A 16,273-nucleotide genomic window follows, 5' to 3' on the forward strand; every position below is an offset into this window, starting at 1 on the left:
CCGCTCGTGTTTCGGCGTCAGCATTGAGAGCGGAGAGTGGATCGTGCGCGCCAGTCCGTCCTCGACCGGGCGGAGCTGATCGCGCACCGGGGGCGGCAAGACGTTGTGCACCGGCTCCGGCAGGAGCGGTTTTTTCGGCGGCTCGGGCGCGGGCCGCGCCGGTGCGGGCGGCTCGTCGGAGCCGCCGTCCTCCGGAGGCTGCGGCCGAGGACTCGGTGTCGGCGCGGGCGGAGGCTCCGACGCGGGTGGTTGTTCGGGCGCGACGACGTCCGGTGACTGCGGAGCACCGCCGCTGGCCCTGCTGTTCTCCGCCACGGAACCGGGACGGTCCGGTATTGGACCGCCACCGTTGTGATACGTCCGCGCCCACGACAGCACCAGGTCGACGTAATCCGCGGAGTGGTTGTAGGTGAGAATGGCCTGCTGAAGGTCGACACCGTCATGCAGATTTCGTCCGGCACCGCAGAGGTAGCGCCCGGTTGCCAACGCGGAATCGTACATGTTTTGCGGATCGGCGCGTCCGTCGGCATTCCCGTCCGCCCCCCATTTGTCCCAAGTGGACGGAAGGAACTGCATCGGGCCTGCCGCGCGCATCCAACCGGCACCGTCCCGGATCGCGGCCCGGTTCGGCGATCCGTCGAGCGCCGGGCCATATATCTCGTTAAGGAGGTCGCCGTTCGCGGCGAGGTCGCCATCGTTGGCATGGCCCGATTCCACCTTGCCAATCCCGGCCAGCATCGCCCAGTCGAGATGGCAGCCCGGGGCGGTCCGCGCGCTCACGGCCTCGGCGCGACGGTAGGCGTCCAGCGCGGTCGCCGGGATACCGTACTTCGGAGCGGCATCCTGCGGGGTCAGGACGGATCGCTGCGCGACGGGTCGCGGTTGCACCTGCTCCTGCTTCGAGTGCCAGGGCGCAGCAGGCCGCGAGGAGGTCCGGATGCCGGCCACTCCCCCGTCTGCGGACGACGCGTCCGGATCCCTCTCTGCTGAGGTCACCGCCGATCCCGCGCTGCCGCTGGCGACCAGAACGCCCACCAGCGCGAGGGCAGGACCGTTCAGCCGGCGCCGAGCACGGTTCCTGCGTCGGCTGCCCGGGTTCTGTTCCCCACCGGAACGGTCCATCTCGCCAACTCCCCTCCGCCGCCATGGCGGCTCGTCGTCGCTCGGGTACCGATGCTCCGCGGGGCTGCGGTCGTGCACCTCTTCCTTGGGGAGTGTTTGCACCGCCGAACAGGGGTAGATCCGGATGGTCGCCGGTCGGCGACCAGGGTTCGTCGCAGGAGGCGCTAAGTGCTCTCCGTACCCGGCAAGCACCTTGCATTTTGGTCTGTTATTTACTACATTTAGCCCAAAGTTAACCAGAAGCCGCATTCGCTGGCATGGTCGCCGAACCGCGCCATGCGATGTTCACCCGGAACCTGACACTGAAACCTTCCAACGGGGAAGCCCTGAGCGGTGCCAGCCCCGAAATCCACCACTCACCAGGAGAAAGCGCGCGGGAGCAAGCTGTCACCGCGCGGGCATCGACTCGCGGCGAACCGCGCACGACCTGCCGGAAGGGATGCCCTTGCAATCGCTGCGGACGAAGTTCGGTCATCGCTCAAGCACGGATCTCGGAGCGCACCACATCGCTCCGGCGTGACTCGGTGCGCCCGCCGGACAGCGGCGGGGCGTTCCGGATACCGCGTTCCCGCGCCGAGTCCACGCGACGGCCGACCCTCGTGCATCCGGGGCTCACCGGGTGTGACCGTTCAGAGCAACCGTTCTGGCGGATGCAGGAGTTAGACTCCCCGCCCACCTCGGCACCCGGCGGGCCCGCCGACGACCACAGCCGCTCAACGAGGAGATGGCCATGAACGAGACCACCACGGCGTGGCCGGACACCGGCAGCTCGCTGCCGACGGCGACGCGGACACCCGTGCTCACGCCCGTCGATCCTCGCCAAGAGTTGGAACGAGTTCCCGAGATCCTCCGGCTTGCGAGCAAGCTTACCGGGACCGACTTGGGGTCGACCGGCCCAGGGGCCGACTTCGACCACCGAACCGCGTTGCGGGCACTGGCTGGAGCCGAACGAGCAGCTTCCGAACGGCTGGCACAACTGGCCACCGGACCGGCGGACGCCGCGCAGCGCTTGGTGGCGCTGACGATCCGCCTGCACCAGATGCAAGTGTTCCTGCGCGACTCCCTGTTCAACGAGCGCACCCATTCGATCATGGAGGTCCAGCGTGCGCTACAACGCTTGCGGAGCGCGCAGACGCTGGACCAGCTGGTCGACCGCATCCCCGAGGAGATCCACGGGTTCGGCTTCCGACGGGCGCTGGTCTCGCGCATCGACGACTCGCGGTGGATCGCCCGCGCTGCGTTCGTACAGGAGGATCCGAAACTCGCCGAAGCAATGGTCTCGGCCGGCAGCGCCAACCCGCGGCAGCTGACCCACGTGCTGCCCGAAGCCGAGATGCTCCGCAGACGCCAGTCGATCCTCATCCCCGATGCCCAGTCGAATCCGCGCATTCATCCCGAACTCAAGGATGTCACGCGGACCAAGGCTTACGTGGCCGCGCCGGTGATGTCCGGCGCCGACGCGATCGGGTTGCTGCACGCCGACGAAGCCACCGATTCGACGAGGGTGGAAGACTTCCACCGCGAAGTTCTGGGGATGTTCGCGGAAGGCATCGGCTACGCCGTCGAGCGGACCGTGCTACACGATCGCCTGCGCACGCTGCGGAACCAGCTCCAGGAACACACGGCGCGGGTCAACGACATCGTCGACGAGTTCGTCGACTCCGATATCCGGTTGAACGCCGGAAACGACACCGCCCCCATAGCCGCGCGGGTGCCACGCACCGCTTCCCCACCGGCAGACGAGGCCGACAGCGTCCGGTCCCTGCTCACCCACCGCGAACAGGACGTGTTCCGGCTGATGGCGATCGGGCACACCAACGCGCGCATCGCGAGCAACCTGATCGTTTCCGAAGGAACCGTCAAGTCCCATGTCAAACACATCCTGCGCAAGCTGGGTGCGGCGAATCGCGCCGAAGCCGTATCGCGGTTCTACCGCAGCGACGTCTGATCCGTTCGCGGCGCTTCGCACCTCATAGCAGCGGCAGTGCGCTGAGCGCTGCGAAGAAGGCGCCCACCATCTGGCACACGAGCCCACCGCGTCGAATCACCCGCCATTGCCGGGATTCCGCGGTGGGCTCCGTGCTGGTCGCGCCCGCGCGGGACCTGGCGACGAGCTCGCCGGCGTTGCGCCGCCCCCACCAGCCGATGAGGAACACCGCCGCACCCAGGACGAGCTGCGTCACCGAGGTCCACCACACGTCGCTCTCCTCACTTCGGCGCCGGTGGCTGCCGACCGGTTTCCGGCTTCCCCGGCGCGACCTTCGGCGGCGAGTCCGGGTCGGCCGGCCGGTAGTCATCGGCGTAGGACACGTCGGCCGCGCGGAGCCGGTCGCCGAGCCACTTCTGCCAGCGGTCCATCGTCTTCTCGTAGGTGAGCTGCTGCTTGAGCTGGTCGCGCACCTGCTCGAACACGGCCGGAACCGGCGGGTGCACGCCCAGCACTTCGCCCACGTTCCACCCGTGCTGGGTCTGCACCGGACCGAACGGAACGCCCTGCGGCGGCTGGAAAGCGGCCTTGGCATAGCCGTCTTCCAGCTGCGCCGCTTCCAGTTTGCCCAGCTGACCGCCCGCAGCCCTGGTCTGCCCGTCCAGGCTCACGTCGGCGGCCACCGCTTCGAAGGGCTCTCCCGCGCGCAACCGGGACAGCACCCGGTCGGCGTCCTCGCGGGTGCGAACCACGATGTTGCGCAGGTCCCGCGTTTCCGGCGTGCCCAGCGACGCCTTCCGTTCCGGGAACGCGCGGCGCACATCCTCGTCGGTGACGGTGCTGCCCTTCGTGGTCTGCTCGAACAGCCGGTTCACCTGGAGCATTCGCTTGATCTCGGCCACCACGTCAGGTTCCGAGGTACCGGCGTTGCCCAAGGCTTCGACGAACTTGGCGCGCGCCTGGGCGCCTTCGCCGGCCTGCTCGGTGATGTACCGATCGAGGACGTCGCGCGCGGCCTTGTCCGGGACGACCACGTTGCGCTCCCGCCCGGCCTGTTCTAGCACCAGTTGCAGGGCATAGCTCTTCGCGGTCATGCGGCGGAATTCGGCCTGGCCGGCAGGATCGCTGGGCTGCTGCACGCCGTACAGCGCCTTCATCGTGCGGACCTTGCCTTCGAACTGCTCGACGGTGACGTCACGGTCGTTCACCCGCAACGCCACCCCATCCGGCAATGTCCCGGCGCGGAGCCAGAAGTAGCCACCACCGCCGAGCGCGAGCAGCAGGATCGCGCACGCGGCAAGCACCTTGCGTGCGCGGGGGGCAGCCAGCCGCCGTCGCCATCGCTGCCCGAACCCTGGTTCCTGCAAGCCCTCCGGTACGTCCGGCCCGGTTTCGCCGTCCGCATCGACGGATGAGTTCTCGGAGACCTCGTCGGAGGAATCGACCGCCGGAGCGTCTTCTGCACCGGGGTCCGCCTCGTCGAGCTCCTGGTTCTGTTTGGACTCCATCAGTCGACTCCCTGTGCTGTGCGTGCAAAAGCTGGAACATGTCGCTGCACGTCCCCGTCCGCCGGCTGTTGCGGACGTTCCCGCCCGGTGGTCAGCCACACCACGCACGCCGCGGATCCGAGCGAGATCAGCACTGCCGCGGCCAGCAGCAGGCCGAACTCCCGGATGGCGGCGAGATCGGAGAATGCGAGCACGGCGTATCCGACGGCCGACGTGCTGGTCGCCAGCGCGATCGACCGGCGCAGACCGCGATTTCCGGTGCGCACGGAGTCGGCGAGCAGCACCGTGAACTCACATCCCACCGCAGCGGTCAGCGACCCGAGCGCGACCGTGATCGGGCTCAGTGCGATGCCCAGCGCCCACAGGCCGAAAAACCCGATGCCGGTGGCCATCGCACCGGCTACTACCGCGCGCAGCGCGTCCGAGCGGCGGCGTAGTCCGAGCGCCAGCACGGCGCCCGCGCCGAGGATGCCGAGGACGTTGCCCACGACGCGACCCTCGGAGACCAGCTCCTGCCCGCGCACCGCCACCACGGGAAGTCCGGTCAGCTCCGCCTGATATCCGCTCGGCGGCGGAGGCAGCAGGCGCTGAACGTCGTCGCGCAGCGCTTTGAGCTCGCCGAGGTCGTCCATCCGGACCCCGTAGATCATCACGGCGCCGCGGTGGTCGTCCCGCGCTACCGCTCCGGCGAGGTAGGGCGGCAGCATCCGCATTCCGGAGGCGATCTGCTCGCCGCTGGCCCCTTGGCCCAGGAACGACAGCAGAGCGGGCAAGGAGAGCACGGGCTGCATGCTGTCGCCGTGCTCGGTCACGATCAGTGCCTGGGTTCGCTGCATCCATTCCATCGCCTCGGGTGAGGTGACGTCTGGCCCTTGCAGCACGACGTCGACCTCGCCGGAGGAGCCCACGTCCTGCTCGACATGGCGCGCGTCCTGGTAGGCAGGCAGTCCGGCGGCGAAGTGCTCGATGTTGGCGTCCAGCGGCATGTTCGGCAGCGCGGTCCACCCGACGCCAGCCACGCACACGGCTGCCACGCCGGTCATCACCCAGCTCCGCGACGGACCGGTTCCGGACCGCGGTGGCGATTTTCCGGTCCACGCACCGGGATCTCGGGCACCGGAATCCGGGAAGAACCGGCGCACGAGCAGCATTCCGACCCCGGCTGAGAAGAGCACGCCCACGGCCAAGGTCATGCCCAGGTCACGCACGAACGGTAGCGGTGACAGCAGCAACGTGGCGAAGCTGGCCGCGCTGCCACCGGCCACCACGAGTACTACCCGGCTGCGCGCGTGTTGGGCGAAATACGTCGGGTAGTAGGAACCGACGCCCAGCAGGACCGACAGGAACGCCACGACGCCGAGCGATAACGGCCGTCCCGCCCAGCCGAACACCGCCAACGTCAGGGCGATCGCGATGAGCGTCGTGATCACCGGTAGCAATCTGCGCCGCCACCGGGTCCAGGGCACCAGCAGGAAGCACGCGCCGACGGCGAGCACCGCGAGCCCGCCGATCAGCGGCACTTCCCGAGCGACCTGAGAACTCAGCGCGGAAGCGAGCACCGGCACCCCCGAGACCGTCGTCTCGCGCGCACCGACGTCGGCTTGCGAGACCGCCCGGTGGACGTTGTCGACGAGCCGCTGGGTCGCGTCGGCATCCATCCCTTCGCGGGGCCGGACGAGCACCGCGGCGGAATCCGGGGACGGAACGATGAACTGCCACTGCGGGCGCACCCCGTTCTCGGCAAAGATCACCGATTTCACGAAGTTCGGATTCTGCAGGGTCGGAAGTCCCGCAGGCATCCCCTGAACCAGCAGCGGGCCGTAGCGCCGGTCGAACTCGGCGGCGGCGCGCTCCCCCTCCGCAGCGGCCTCCTGCTGGCCGGCTCCGCTGCTCCGCGCGAGCGCCACGGCCTTGGCGCGCTCGGCATCCCTGCGGCCGGTCAGCTCAGCGAGGAAGTCCTGGGCGCGCCCGGCGAGCTGATTGAGCGTCGTGCCGGGTCCGTAGACGCTCGACACGTCCGGCAGCCCGGACAACTCGCCCTCCAGCCGCACGAGTTTGTTCAGGTGGCCGGGATCCAGCAGTTCCCCGGGGCGTTCGGATCGCAGGTGCACCACGATCGGGTCCCCGCCGAAGGATCCGGCCTTTTTGTCCATGGTGGACACGGCGGGATCCCGGGTCGGCAGGAAGGACGTCACCGAGGTCTGGATGCTGACCTGGGCGAGTCCGGTGACGGCGAAGACCGCGACGAGTCCAGCCGCGATCGCGGTCAGCACGCCCCGTCTGGTCCATCGCCGCGGGGAGATGCCGCGTCGCAAGCGCGCTCGGAGCCCACGAGACGAGCCCTCGTCCGCCGCGGGACGGTCCTGACTTTCGTGCCGTTCCATCATCGGGGCGGCTGTTCCTCCTCAACGCGGGGGTACGTGCCCTCCCAGACACCCGGGTAGTTGGCTTGGCCGGGAGCCGTGTACGGATTGCGGCGCTTGAGCGGTCCCACGTTGATGTCCACGGGATTCCCGGTGACGCTCTGGGGGCTCAGCGTGGGAAGCAGGCGCAGGGCCTTGCCTTCGGTGTTGCCGCCGTTCATCGAGGCGCCCCAGTTGACGAGCGTGTGCGCGATGTCCGGCCCGTAGGGCTGCAGGTAGGCCAGCATCGGGTTGAGGTGGTTGAGATCCGCCTGCAGCGGCGGCACCAGCCCGCTGGCGTCCGCGGCCACCGGCGGAACCCGCTTCAGCGTCGGGTTCGCCTTGCCGAGAGCGCTGTCGAGCGCGGGCAGCAGTCCACGCAACGACGCCGAGGTCTGCGGCAGTTCGCGCACCGCCTGGCTGAGTCCCGGCGCCGCGGTACGCAGGTCAGCGGCGACCGGCTGCAGTGCCCCGGACAGCGGGCGCAGGCTCTCCGTCGCCGCCTGCGCCGAGTCGAGCACCCCCGGCAGGTCGCGCACGACCTGCTCGATCTGCGCCGAGTTGCTGTCGGTGACAGTCGCGAGCCGGTTGGTGTTGTCCACCAGATCGGCGATCTGTCCCTGCCGGGAGTCGAGCGCGACCAGCAGCGTCGTCGTGTTGGCGGTCAGCTGGCGCAGATCTCCGGACTGCGCGGCCAGCGCGGCGACCGCGTCATGACCGTTGCGCCCGAGGTCGCCGAGCCCGCTCAATGTCCGGTCCACTGAGGACCGATTGTCGGCGGTGGCCATGCCCAGCGATCGCACGCTGGAGGCGAGCGCCTGCCGGGTTCCGGGGTCGAGGGTGCGCAGCACGTCGTCGAGCTCGACCGGCGGCTTGCCCGCGCCGGGCGGCAGCTCGCTCCCGGTGGCCAGCGGCGGCCCATGCCCGTCGGCGATCTCCAAGTACGTTTCGTTGATCAGCGTCTTTTCCCGCACCTGGACCGAAGCGCCCTGGTGCAACGGGGCATTCTCATCCAGCTGCATGGTCACGTGTGCCCCGCCGCCTTGCGGGTGGACGCCCGCCACCTTGCCGACCCGCACGCCGGCGATCATGACGTCGGAGTTCTGCACCAGGTTCGATGCCTTCGGCACGGTGAGGCCGACCCGGTAGCCGTCGCGTGTCACCAGTGGCAGGCGACCACCGGAGTTGACCCACAGGAACCCGAAAATCACCGCGCACAAGAGCATGAAGGTGATCAGGATCGACAGCCGGATTCTCGGCAGCGCCGAGTGGGAGATCTTCATCGATGCCACCTACTGCGGGAACCGGTACTGCTCGGCCGGTGTGGACAGGGATCGGAGCGGGTCGCCGGGGACCATCTGCGGAGCGACCACCAGGAAGCCCCGCAGGATGCCGCCGTTGGCGTCCTCCAAGCTGGTCAGCGAGCGCGTGTTGATCAGGAATGGGCCGAGGTCGGTCAGAGTCGGAACAAGCATCCGGGTGACCCGGTCCAGTTGGCCGGTGACCGACTTCAGGTTCGGCAGCGCCGGGTTCAGATCACTCACGAACGGACGTAGGTCGCGCACCACCGGGGCGGCCTTCTCGACCACCGGCATGCCGGAATCGACCGTCTCGCCGACCTGATCGACGGTGCCGGAGAGCCGGTTCAGCGCTCCGGGCAACGTCCCCGCGGCGTTTTTGAGGTTGTCCAGCGCCGGGTCGAGCTGGCCGCTGAGCGCCTGCACCTCGGTCGTGGCGTCCCGCAGCTGCCGGGAGAAGTCCGGCAGCTGCGCCACCGCGTTGCGCAGGTCGTCGTCCTGGTCGCCCAGCGCGTTCAACGTCGCGTCCAGCGAACCGGCGAGCTCGCCGAGCCGGGCACCGTCCTTGCCGACGGCCTGCGAGATCTGCGAAAGCGCCGTGACCAGTTCCCGCAACGATTCGCGCCGGACGCGCAACGCCTCGACGACTGGCTTCAGACGTTGCACGACCTTGTCGGTCGCCGCGAGGCCGCCAGGGAGGTTCTGCGGGGCCCCGGCGAGGGCCACATCGGACTCCGACAGCAGTGCTCCCAACGAGTCGCGGGCACCGGCGTCCAGGTGCCCGAGCGCCTCGTCGATCTGGATCGGACGCTGCGAATGCCCGGGCGGGAGCACTCCGTCCTCGGGGAGGCGCCCGGCTGGCGGACCGCCCGGGTTGAGCTCCACGTACATCTCGTTGAGCGGGCTCTTCGGACGCAGCACCACCGTCGCGTTGCGGTGGACCTCGATATTCGGGGAGATCGACAAGGTCAGCCGCGCCAGCCCCCGCTCGTCGACGTCCGCCGCGTCGATGGTCCCGACCGTGGCGCCGGCGACGCGGACCTCCTGCCCGTTGCCGGGGCTCACCCCCGGCGTGTCCTGGAAGGTCGCCTGGAACACGAACCGGGATTCCCACGGCCACTCGACCCGCTGCTGGCTCAGCACGTAGCCACCGGTGAGGGTGGCCACGAGGATCAGAGCTGTCAGCACCGCGACGTTGCGCCACAGCCCCGGCTCGGTACGAACCCGTTCCCAACCGCGCCGCAGACGGCCGGCTCGCTGGCTCATCGTCCCCCCTGCTCGTACTGCTTGAGTCGTTGGAACAACCGGTCCAGCACGGCCTCGACGTTGACCGGTGCCCGGCCGACGGTGCCCGCGCCGACGCCGACCTGGATCGCCACCGTGTGGCCGTTTTCGTCGACGTGGGAGGAGACTTTGTTCAGGTTCGTCACCGCACCGGCGACCTCCTCGTACATCGGCCGGTCCGTGTTGGAGTTCGCGTACGGACCTTCGCCCTTGTAGTCGTTGAGCAGGAACTGCTTCACCGGCCCGTTGATCCGGTCGAGGACGGGCCCCTTCAGGTCCGACAGCGTCGCGTCGAGCCCCGAACTGGCAGGCACCAGCCCTTGCACCGCCGGCTGCGCGTCGACGAGTACCTCGTTGAGCCCGCTCACGAACGGCTCGGCCTTCACCAACACCGGGTCCAGCTCCTGCAAGGCGTCGTCCAACTCGCCGGCCACGGGCCGCGCGACGTCGGCGGTGTCCCGCAGCTTGCCGAGGCTGGTGTCCAGGCGGCGCAACCCGTTGTCGGCGGAGTGCAACGTCTCGGGCAGGCCGGCGACCGCGGTCGACAGGTCTTCGCTGTGATCGCCGAGCACCTTCCCCGTGTCACGCGCTCCGTCCACGATGGACCCAAGTTGGCCTTCCCTGCGGTTCAGCTCGGCCGCGGACGTCTCCAGTCCCTGCACCAGTCCGGTCAGGTCCGTCCGCGGGTTGTGACCGCGCGCGGCGTCCAGCACCTCACCGGCCGGGCCGAGCGTGCCGGGAGCGTCGACCAGCAACCGGTCGATCGAGTCCCGGCCGCCGTTGCGCAGCGTCTCGTCCAGGTTCCCGACGGAATGCCGCAATCCGTCCAGTGCGGGCGGCTGCAACGTCCTGGTGATCTTGTCGAGTTCCACCGGCGTTCCGGTCCGCTCGGTGGGGATCGTCCCGGAGAAGGTTCCCGGTGGCCCGCCGGGGACGAGGTCGATGAAGTAGTTTCCGCCCAGCAGGGTCGTGGGCCGGATCTGCGCGCTCGGCCGGGATTTCAGCTTGCGATCCACACCCGGGTAGATCTTGACGCTGACCATCGCGGAACCGTCGGGCTGCTCCTCGACATCGCTGACGACCCCGACCGGCACGAACGACACCTTTACCTTGCTGAAGTACGGCTGGAGCCGGTAGTTGCGGGCGAAGTGGATCTGGACGGTCTCCCCGGGGCGCAGCGTCGTGATGATCGCGTCCTTGTTGAACAGCGCCGCGCCGGCCAGCAATGTGCACACGATGAGCACGGTTCCCAGCCGCACCGCGGACATCCGGCTCCGGCGACCGTCCTTGCGGCCGAACAGACGGATTTTCGCCACCACGATCAGCGCCCCTTCCGTTCACCGAGCACACCGGTCTCCCGCTGATGGGTGATCTCGCCCGGGGCCGGGTAGGCGTCGCGCGAGACCGTCGGGTCCTCCACCGGAGCCAGACCGGTCGCCGTCTCGGGCCCCACCGGGGGGTAGATCCGCAGGTAGTGCCCGGCGGCGTCGCCGTACTGCATCGCGCTCGCGAAGTTGCTGAAGAACATGTTGATGTCGCTGGAATACGGCGCGATATCGCGCAGCGGTTGTTGCGCCGACGTGAGCGCCTTGGTCAGCCGCGGAGCCAGCGGACGCGCGTCGTGCAGCGTGCCGGTCAGCGCCCGCACCGCGGACTCGGCCGGGGCCGCGATCCCGGGCACCTTCTCCAGCGGCTGCGTGCCCTCGCGGAGCACCCCGCGGACGTCGGGCGTCGCCTCGCCGATCGCTTCGGCGCCGGGACGCAGCTGTGCGGCTGCCACGCCCGTGTCGTGCAGCGGGCCGCGGAGGTCGTGCAGTGCTGTACGCACCTGGCCGAGGGTTCCCGGCGCCCGCTCCAACGAGTCGGCCAGCGGCTTGCCACCATCCACATTGGCCGCTTGCAGGGTGTTGTCCGCGTGTCCGGCCAGTTCGCCGAGTTGCTGCTGCCTGCCCTGGAAAGAGGTGGCCACGTCGTCGGCGGTGTGCAGCAGCCGGGTCAGGTCGGTGCCGGAGTTCGCGTTCAGCGCCCGGGACACCTCCCCGAGGCCACCCAACGTCCCCGGCAGCGTCGAGAGCGAATCGTGCATGTCCTGGGAGTGACCGATGGCCCCGCCACCGGTCTCGCGCAGGGTCGACCCGAGCGCGTTCCTGGTCGGCTCGTCCAGCACCTCGAGCAGATCGGAGATGTCCTGCGCGCCGTCCCCGGGCCCGCTCGCGATGACCGCACCCGGCGGGAGCGGTCCGGAACCGGCGGTGCCGGGGTTCAGCTCGACGAACTTCTGCCCGAGCGCCGATCTGGCGACCACAGCGGAGCTCGCGTCCCGGAAGACCTTCCGATCTCCTTCCAGGAGCATGGTCACCACCGGACGGTCGCCGGCTAGTTCGACCGAGGCCACCTGCCCGGCGCGAACGTTGCCGAGCCGGACGTCGTCGCCCGCCCGCAGTGAGCCGACGTCGGGGAACGACGCCTTGACCTTGGTGACCTGCTGCCACGGCAAGCCGGTGCTGGCGGTCAGCGCGATCAGGATCGCGCAGGCCAACACCGCCAGGAGTGCCGCCCCGGCCAGCATCGAGCGCCTTCGGCGAGACCTGCTGCTGCTCTGCGCCATCAGTTGCCTCCCAGCAGAAAGTCGAGCGCGCCGCCCTCTTGATCAGGTGTCAGTCCGGTGACTCCGCTGCCGGGCTGGGTCTCGGGGGACAGCAGTCCACCCAGGTTCGGCGGCGGACCGCCCCCCGGGTTCGGCTGGCCGCCCAAGCCCGGTGGTGGCGGAATGGCCGGTAGGTGCGGAACGGCCTGGGCGACGGGTGCCGGCACCGATCCGGTCGCGATCTCGGGGGTGACGATCGTGAGCGCGCGGAAGTAGTGTGCGATGCCGTCCGACCCGTTGGTCGACAACGCCCAGCCACGGACGAAGTTCATGACGTTGTTGAAATTCCCGCCCAGCTGCTCGGCCAGCGGCCGGGCCGAGCTGGCGACCGAGCGCAGCGGGGGCCCTGCGGCGTGCAGCTGTTCGGCGACCGGACGTGCTTCGTCGAGCAGCGACTGGGCTCGGTCCAGCACCGGTTGGGCGCGCGCGAGCGCCGGGTCGGCGGCGTCGGAGAAGCGGGTGATCTCCTGGCTGATCTCGGCGAGGTTGTCCGTGGCGGGCCGGATCTCCCGCAGCGTCGGGGTCGTCGTGCGGGCCGTGCCTGCCAAGGTCGCGAACGTGGACCGGGCCTCCTCCAGCGTCTCGGGCAGTTCGGCGACCGTGGCGCGCAGCGCCTCCTGCCGCGCGGTCGTCGTGCCGAGGGTCTCGTTCGCGGAGGCGACCAGCCCGTCGAGGGTGCGCCCGTTGTCCGCGGCCAGCGACTGGGCCACTGGAGTCACGGTGTCTACCAGGTGGTTGAGCGTGGCGTTCTGCTCGTTGAGCACCCGGGCCATTCCCTCGGCGTCGGTCATCGCCGGGGCGAGCGCCTTGATGGTGTCGGCGGTGTTGCGCCCGTTGCCCTGCATACCCTGGCCCAGCACCGTCACCAGCGCGGCAAGGGATTCGCCCGTGCCGTCGTCGAGGACGTTGAGGACCTGGTCCAGGTCAGTGTTCTGCCCCGTTCGGGACACGGGGATCACGTCGCCTGCGCCGAGAGCCGGGGCCGACGGGGAACCGCGCTTCAACTCGACGAAGCGCTCGCCGAGCAAGCTCACCGGTCGGACCGACGCACTCGCGTCCGAGTGCATCGGGAATGCCTCCGGCTGCAGGGTCATGGAGACATCGGCGTGTCCGTTGTGGACGGATATCGAGGAGACCTCGCCGACCTTGACCCCGTTGAGCTTGACGTCGTTGCCCGGTAGCAGCGGGCTCGCGTCGGCGAACTCGGCGATCACGGACCGAGGGCGCTCAGGTTCGTTGGCCATGCCCCAGGCGCTGGCCCCCAGGCTCACCATCGCGACGAGGGCGACGGCGGTGATCCGCAGTACCGGGGTCTTCCGAGCCGGGTTCGTGCGGCTCATCGAAGCCCACCTCCCCACGCGTCCTTCCACGGCTGGCCGCCGTTCTCACCGGGCAGCGGATACCGGTTGTCCTGGACGCCAGGTGGCACGATGCCGGGGCTGTCGCCCAACGTGGTCGCGCCCTCTTGAAGCAGGAAGCGCACGAAGTGTCCATTGGAGTCGTAGTTGGCCGAGTTCGACGTCCACGACGAGAGCCATCCCGCGAGTTCGGGCGTGTAGGGCCGCAGGTGGTTCAACGCGGGCGTGAGGTAATCCGCCGTCCCAGTCAGCGCCGGAACCGTGGCGTGCGCAGTGTCCAGCAAGCCCGGTGTGCGATCGAGCAGCGAATCCGCTGCGGTCAAGGTCGGGCCGAGCCGGTCGACCGTCGGCCGCAGGTCCCGCAGGACCGGGTTGAGGTGGTCAGCCACCGCCGGCAACTGCTGCGTGGCCGGCCGGAGGTCGTGCAGCAACGGAATGGTCTTGTCCGCGACCTCGGGCACGTCGTCGAGCGTCCCCTTCGCGGTGTCCAATGTGTGCGGTAGCGCGCGCACCGCTTCGCCGAGGTGCTCGCGCTGCCCGGCCACCGCGTTCGTGGTCCGGTTGAGCTTGTCGACGATCTGGCGGACGTCGGCGTCGCGTTCGGACAGCGTCCCGACCATGCCGTTGAGCTGGGTCACCAGCCCCTTGATCGACTCACCGTCGCTGCCCAGGCCCTGCATCACTTGCCCGAGCGACTCCAGCGCGGGCCCCGCGGTCCGCAGCGTCGCGTTGGCATCGGCCTCGTTCCCGCTGACCGTCTTGTCCAGCTGGCCGACCAGGGAAGCCAAGTGCTCGCGGGTGGGAGCATCGAGCGCGTTCAGGACCTCGTCCAACTCAACCGGCTTGGCCTGCTTGCCCGGGATCATCCCGCCTTCGGGGATCTCCGGGTTCGTCTCGGGCCCGTCCTGGATCTCCACGCGGCGCTCACCGAGCGTCGCCTTCCACTCGACCAGGACTTGCGCGCCGGAGTGCAGCGGGGCGTGGTCGTCGTCCAGCGCGAGGTCGAGCACGGCCTTGCCCTCGCGCACCTGGATGTCGGCGACCTTGCCGCCCTCGAAGCCGCCGACCATCACCGTCCCGCCCGGGACCACCTTGCTGGCCGAGCCGAGCACCACGCTCACGTGGTGATCGCGGCCGGCGGTCAGCAGTGCCACGCCGCCCACTGCGGCGACGAGGACCACCGCGGCCCCTACGAGCAGCAACCGCTTCATCGCGATCAGTCCATTCCCAACGGGCCGGCCGACTCGCCGGCGAGGAACTGCCGCACGAACGGGTCCTGCGAGGCGAACGCCTCGTCGGCCGCCCCGTAATGCACCACCTCGCCTTTCCAGATCAGTCCCACGTAGTCGCTGACCTTGCGGGCGCTGCGGATGTCGTGCGTGACCACCAGGTAGGTCCCCTGGTGCCTGGCGTGCATTTTGAGGATCAGGTCGCACAGCAGGCTGGTACGCACCGGGTCGAGCCCGGAGTCGGGCTCGTCGAACAGTACGATCTTCGGCTCCATCACCAGCGCGCGGGCGAACCCAGCGCGCTTTTTCATGCCACCGGAAATCTCGCTGGGTGTCTTCGCCAGCGCCGCTTCCAAGCCGACCTCGACGATCCGTTCCATGACGATGTCCTCGACCTCTTTCTCCGAGAGGTCGGTGTGCTTGCGCAACGGGAAGGCCACGTTGTCGTAGATGTTCATGGAGCCGAACAGCGCGCCGTCCTGGAACAGCACGCCGAAGTTCCTGCGCAGCTCGTAGCGCTCGGACTCACTGATGTTCCAGATGTTCTTGCCGAAGATGAGCACTTCGCCGTCGTCCGGTTCCAGCAGCCCGACCAAGTGCTTGATCAGCACGCTCTTGCCGGTACCTGATGGGCCGAGCACGGTGGTGATGGCGTTGTCGGCGAACTCCAGCGTCAGGTTGCGCAGGATGTGCGACTCGCCGAAGGACTTGCGAAGCCCGCGCACCACCATGGGGTGCATCGGCGCCTCTGGATCCGCAGGCATGGACTGATCAGGCGGGATGCGCTCGGTCGGGAGCATGCTGAGGTCGGTCGGCGTGTTCACGCGATCTCCTTCGACATCGTCGGGCGTGCGTCAGTTCGCGATCGGAGCGTTCGGGTTGAGGCCCCAGAACAGCTGTGTTCCCAGCAGCCCCACGACATGGATGAGCACCATGGACAGCATCATCGATTTGGCGGTGTTGTTCCCGACCCCGACAGGGCCGCCGCGCGCCGTGTAGCCGTAGTAGCAACCGACGAAGACCACCACGGTCCCCATCGCGACCGCCTTCGACAGCGATCCCAGGAAATCGACGGGGTTCTGGTAGAGCCAGAAGGTGTACAGGTAACCGCCCGGCGAGACACCGCCGAGCTGCAGCACGGTGACCAGGTACATCGACAGGTACATCAAACCGAGACCGACGATGAACAGCAGCGGCATCGCGATCCAGGTGGCCAGGATCCGGGTTCCCACCAGATAACTGCGGGATCGGACGCCCATGACCTCCATCGCGTCTACCTCTTCGGCGATGCGCATCGAGCCGATCTCGGCCACCAGGCCGCAGCCGACCTTCGCGGCGAAGATGTAGCCCCACATGTAGGGGGCCATTTCCCTTGTGCCGCAATAGGTGTTGAACACTCCACTGTAGAGCGGAGCACCGATCTGCTTGAGCGTGTAGCTGGCTTCCAGCCCGCATACCGACCCCATCACGAACTGCATGAACCAAATGATCAGCCGGC

13 protein-coding genes are annotated in these 16,273 nt (G+C 69.0%); 1 reads left to right on the forward strand and 12 read right to left on the reverse strand.

Annotated features, from left to right (window positions below):
• Positions 1 to 1,035 (reverse strand): lytic transglycosylase domain-containing protein (locus tag INP57_RS29015; protein ID WP_200073569.1); only part of this gene is annotated, 1,035 nt, incomplete at its 3' end.
• Positions 1,036 to 2,134: 1,099 nt separating this feature from the next.
• Between INP57_RS29015 and INP57_RS29020 the strand changes: the two genes are divergently transcribed.
• Positions 2,135 to 3,070 (forward strand): LuxR C-terminal-related transcriptional regulator, encoded by a 936-nt coding sequence (locus INP57_RS29020; protein WP_200073570.1) that lies wholly within the window; start codon positions 2,135 to 2,137, stop codon positions 3,068 to 3,070.
• Between the two features lie 22 nt (positions 3,071 to 3,092).
• On the opposite strand, the gene INP57_RS29025 is transcribed toward INP57_RS29020, so the two are convergent.
• The 11 genes from INP57_RS29025 to INP57_RS29075 all read right to left on the reverse strand — a co-directional run.
• The gene (locus tag INP57_RS29025) at positions 3,093 to 3,305 is read right to left on the reverse strand and encodes a hypothetical protein (RefSeq protein WP_200073571.1); all 213 of its coding nucleotides are present in this window, start codon (positions 3,303 to 3,305) and stop codon (positions 3,093 to 3,095) included.
• 25 nt (positions 3,306 to 3,330) lie between these two features.
• Positions 3,331 to 4,557: a peptidyl-prolyl cis-trans isomerase gene (locus INP57_RS29030; protein ID WP_200073572.1), complete on the reverse strand. Its 1,227-nt coding sequence runs from the start codon at positions 4,555 to 4,557 to the stop codon at positions 3,331 to 3,333.
• The gene (locus tag INP57_RS29035) at positions 4,557 to 6,830 is read right to left on the reverse strand and encodes an RND transporter family protein (protein WP_200073573.1); all 2,274 of its coding nucleotides are present in this window, start codon (positions 6,828 to 6,830) and stop codon (positions 4,557 to 4,559) included. Before INP57_RS29035 ends, INP57_RS29030 begins: the two co-directional genes overlap by 1 nt.
• 110 nt (positions 6,831 to 6,940) lie before the next feature.
• Positions 6,941 to 8,242 (reverse strand): MlaD family protein, encoded by a 1,302-nt coding sequence (locus INP57_RS29040; protein WP_200073574.1) that lies wholly within the window; start codon positions 8,240 to 8,242, stop codon positions 6,941 to 6,943.
• 9 nt (positions 8,243 to 8,251) lie between these two features.
• Positions 8,252 to 9,523, reverse strand: coding sequence for an MlaD family protein (locus INP57_RS29045; protein WP_200073575.1), 1,272 nt, complete (start codon positions 9,521 to 9,523; stop codon positions 8,252 to 8,254).
• Positions 9,520 to 10,857: an MlaD family protein gene (locus INP57_RS29050; protein WP_307850345.1), complete on the reverse strand. Its 1,338-nt coding sequence runs from the start codon at positions 10,855 to 10,857 to the stop codon at positions 9,520 to 9,522. The genes INP57_RS29045 and INP57_RS29050 overlap by 4 nt, the downstream gene beginning before the upstream one ends.
• 5 nt (positions 10,858 to 10,862) lie before the next feature.
• The gene (locus INP57_RS29055; protein ID WP_200073576.1) at positions 10,863 to 12,149 is read right to left on the reverse strand and encodes an MlaD family protein; all 1,287 of its coding nucleotides are present in this window, start codon (positions 12,147 to 12,149) and stop codon (positions 10,863 to 10,865) included.
• A complete protein-coding gene (locus tag INP57_RS29060) occupies positions 12,149 to 13,528 on the reverse strand; it encodes an MlaD family protein (RefSeq protein ID WP_200073577.1) in 1,380 nt (459 codons plus the stop codon). The genes INP57_RS29055 and INP57_RS29060 overlap by 1 nt, the downstream gene beginning before the upstream one ends.
• Complete coding sequence (locus INP57_RS29065) at positions 13,525 to 14,757, reverse strand: MlaD family protein (protein WP_200073578.1); 1,233 nt, start codon at positions 14,755 to 14,757, stop codon at positions 13,525 to 13,527. The genes INP57_RS29060 and INP57_RS29065 overlap by 4 nt, the downstream gene beginning before the upstream one ends.
• A 5-nt stretch (positions 14,758 to 14,762) precedes the next feature.
• Positions 14,763 to 15,539 (reverse strand): ABC transporter ATP-binding protein, encoded by a 777-nt coding sequence (locus INP57_RS29070; RefSeq protein WP_233628747.1) that lies wholly within the window; start codon positions 15,537 to 15,539, stop codon positions 14,763 to 14,765.
• 90 nt (positions 15,540 to 15,629) lie between these two features.
• Positions 15,630 to 16,273: ABC transporter permease (locus INP57_RS29075; RefSeq protein ID WP_233628744.1), on the reverse strand; the 644-nt coding region annotated here is incomplete at its 5' end.

It is taken from the genome of Saccharopolyspora galaxeae (genome assembly GCF_016526145.1).
In the GTDB taxonomy this organism is placed as follows: domain Bacteria; phylum Actinomycetota; class Actinomycetes; order Mycobacteriales; family Pseudonocardiaceae; genus Saccharopolyspora_C; species Saccharopolyspora_C galaxeae.

What these genes read in the sequence shown, in the direction of transcription:
- INP57_RS29030 (WP_200073572.1), bottom strand. Translation starts at nt 4,557, where the DNA reads ATGGAGTCCAAACAGAACCAGGAGCTCGACGAGGCGGACCCCGGTGCA.
- INP57_RS29040 (WP_200073574.1), bottom strand. Translation starts at nt 8,242, where the DNA reads ATGAAGATCTCCCACTCGGCGCTGCCGAGAATCCGGCTGTCGATCCTG.
- INP57_RS29045 (WP_200073575.1), bottom strand. Translation starts at nt 9,523, where the DNA reads ATGAGCCAGCGAGCCGGCCGTCTGCGGCGCGGTTGGGAACGGGTTCGT.
- INP57_RS29055 (WP_200073576.1), bottom strand. Translation starts at nt 12,149, where the DNA reads ATGGCGCAGAGCAGCAGCAGGTCTCGCCGAAGGCGCTCGATGCTGGCC.
- INP57_RS29060 (WP_200073577.1), bottom strand. Translation starts at nt 13,528, where the DNA reads ATGAGCCGCACGAACCCGGCTCGGAAGACCCCGGTACTGCGGATCACC.
- INP57_RS29065 (WP_200073578.1), bottom strand. Translation starts at nt 14,757, where the DNA reads ATGAAGCGGTTGCTGCTCGTAGGGGCCGCGGTGGTCCTCGTCGCCGCA.
- INP57_RS29070 (WP_233628747.1), bottom strand. Translation starts at nt 15,539, where the DNA reads ATGCCTGCGGATCCAGAGGCGCCGATGCACCCCATGGTGGTGCGCGGG.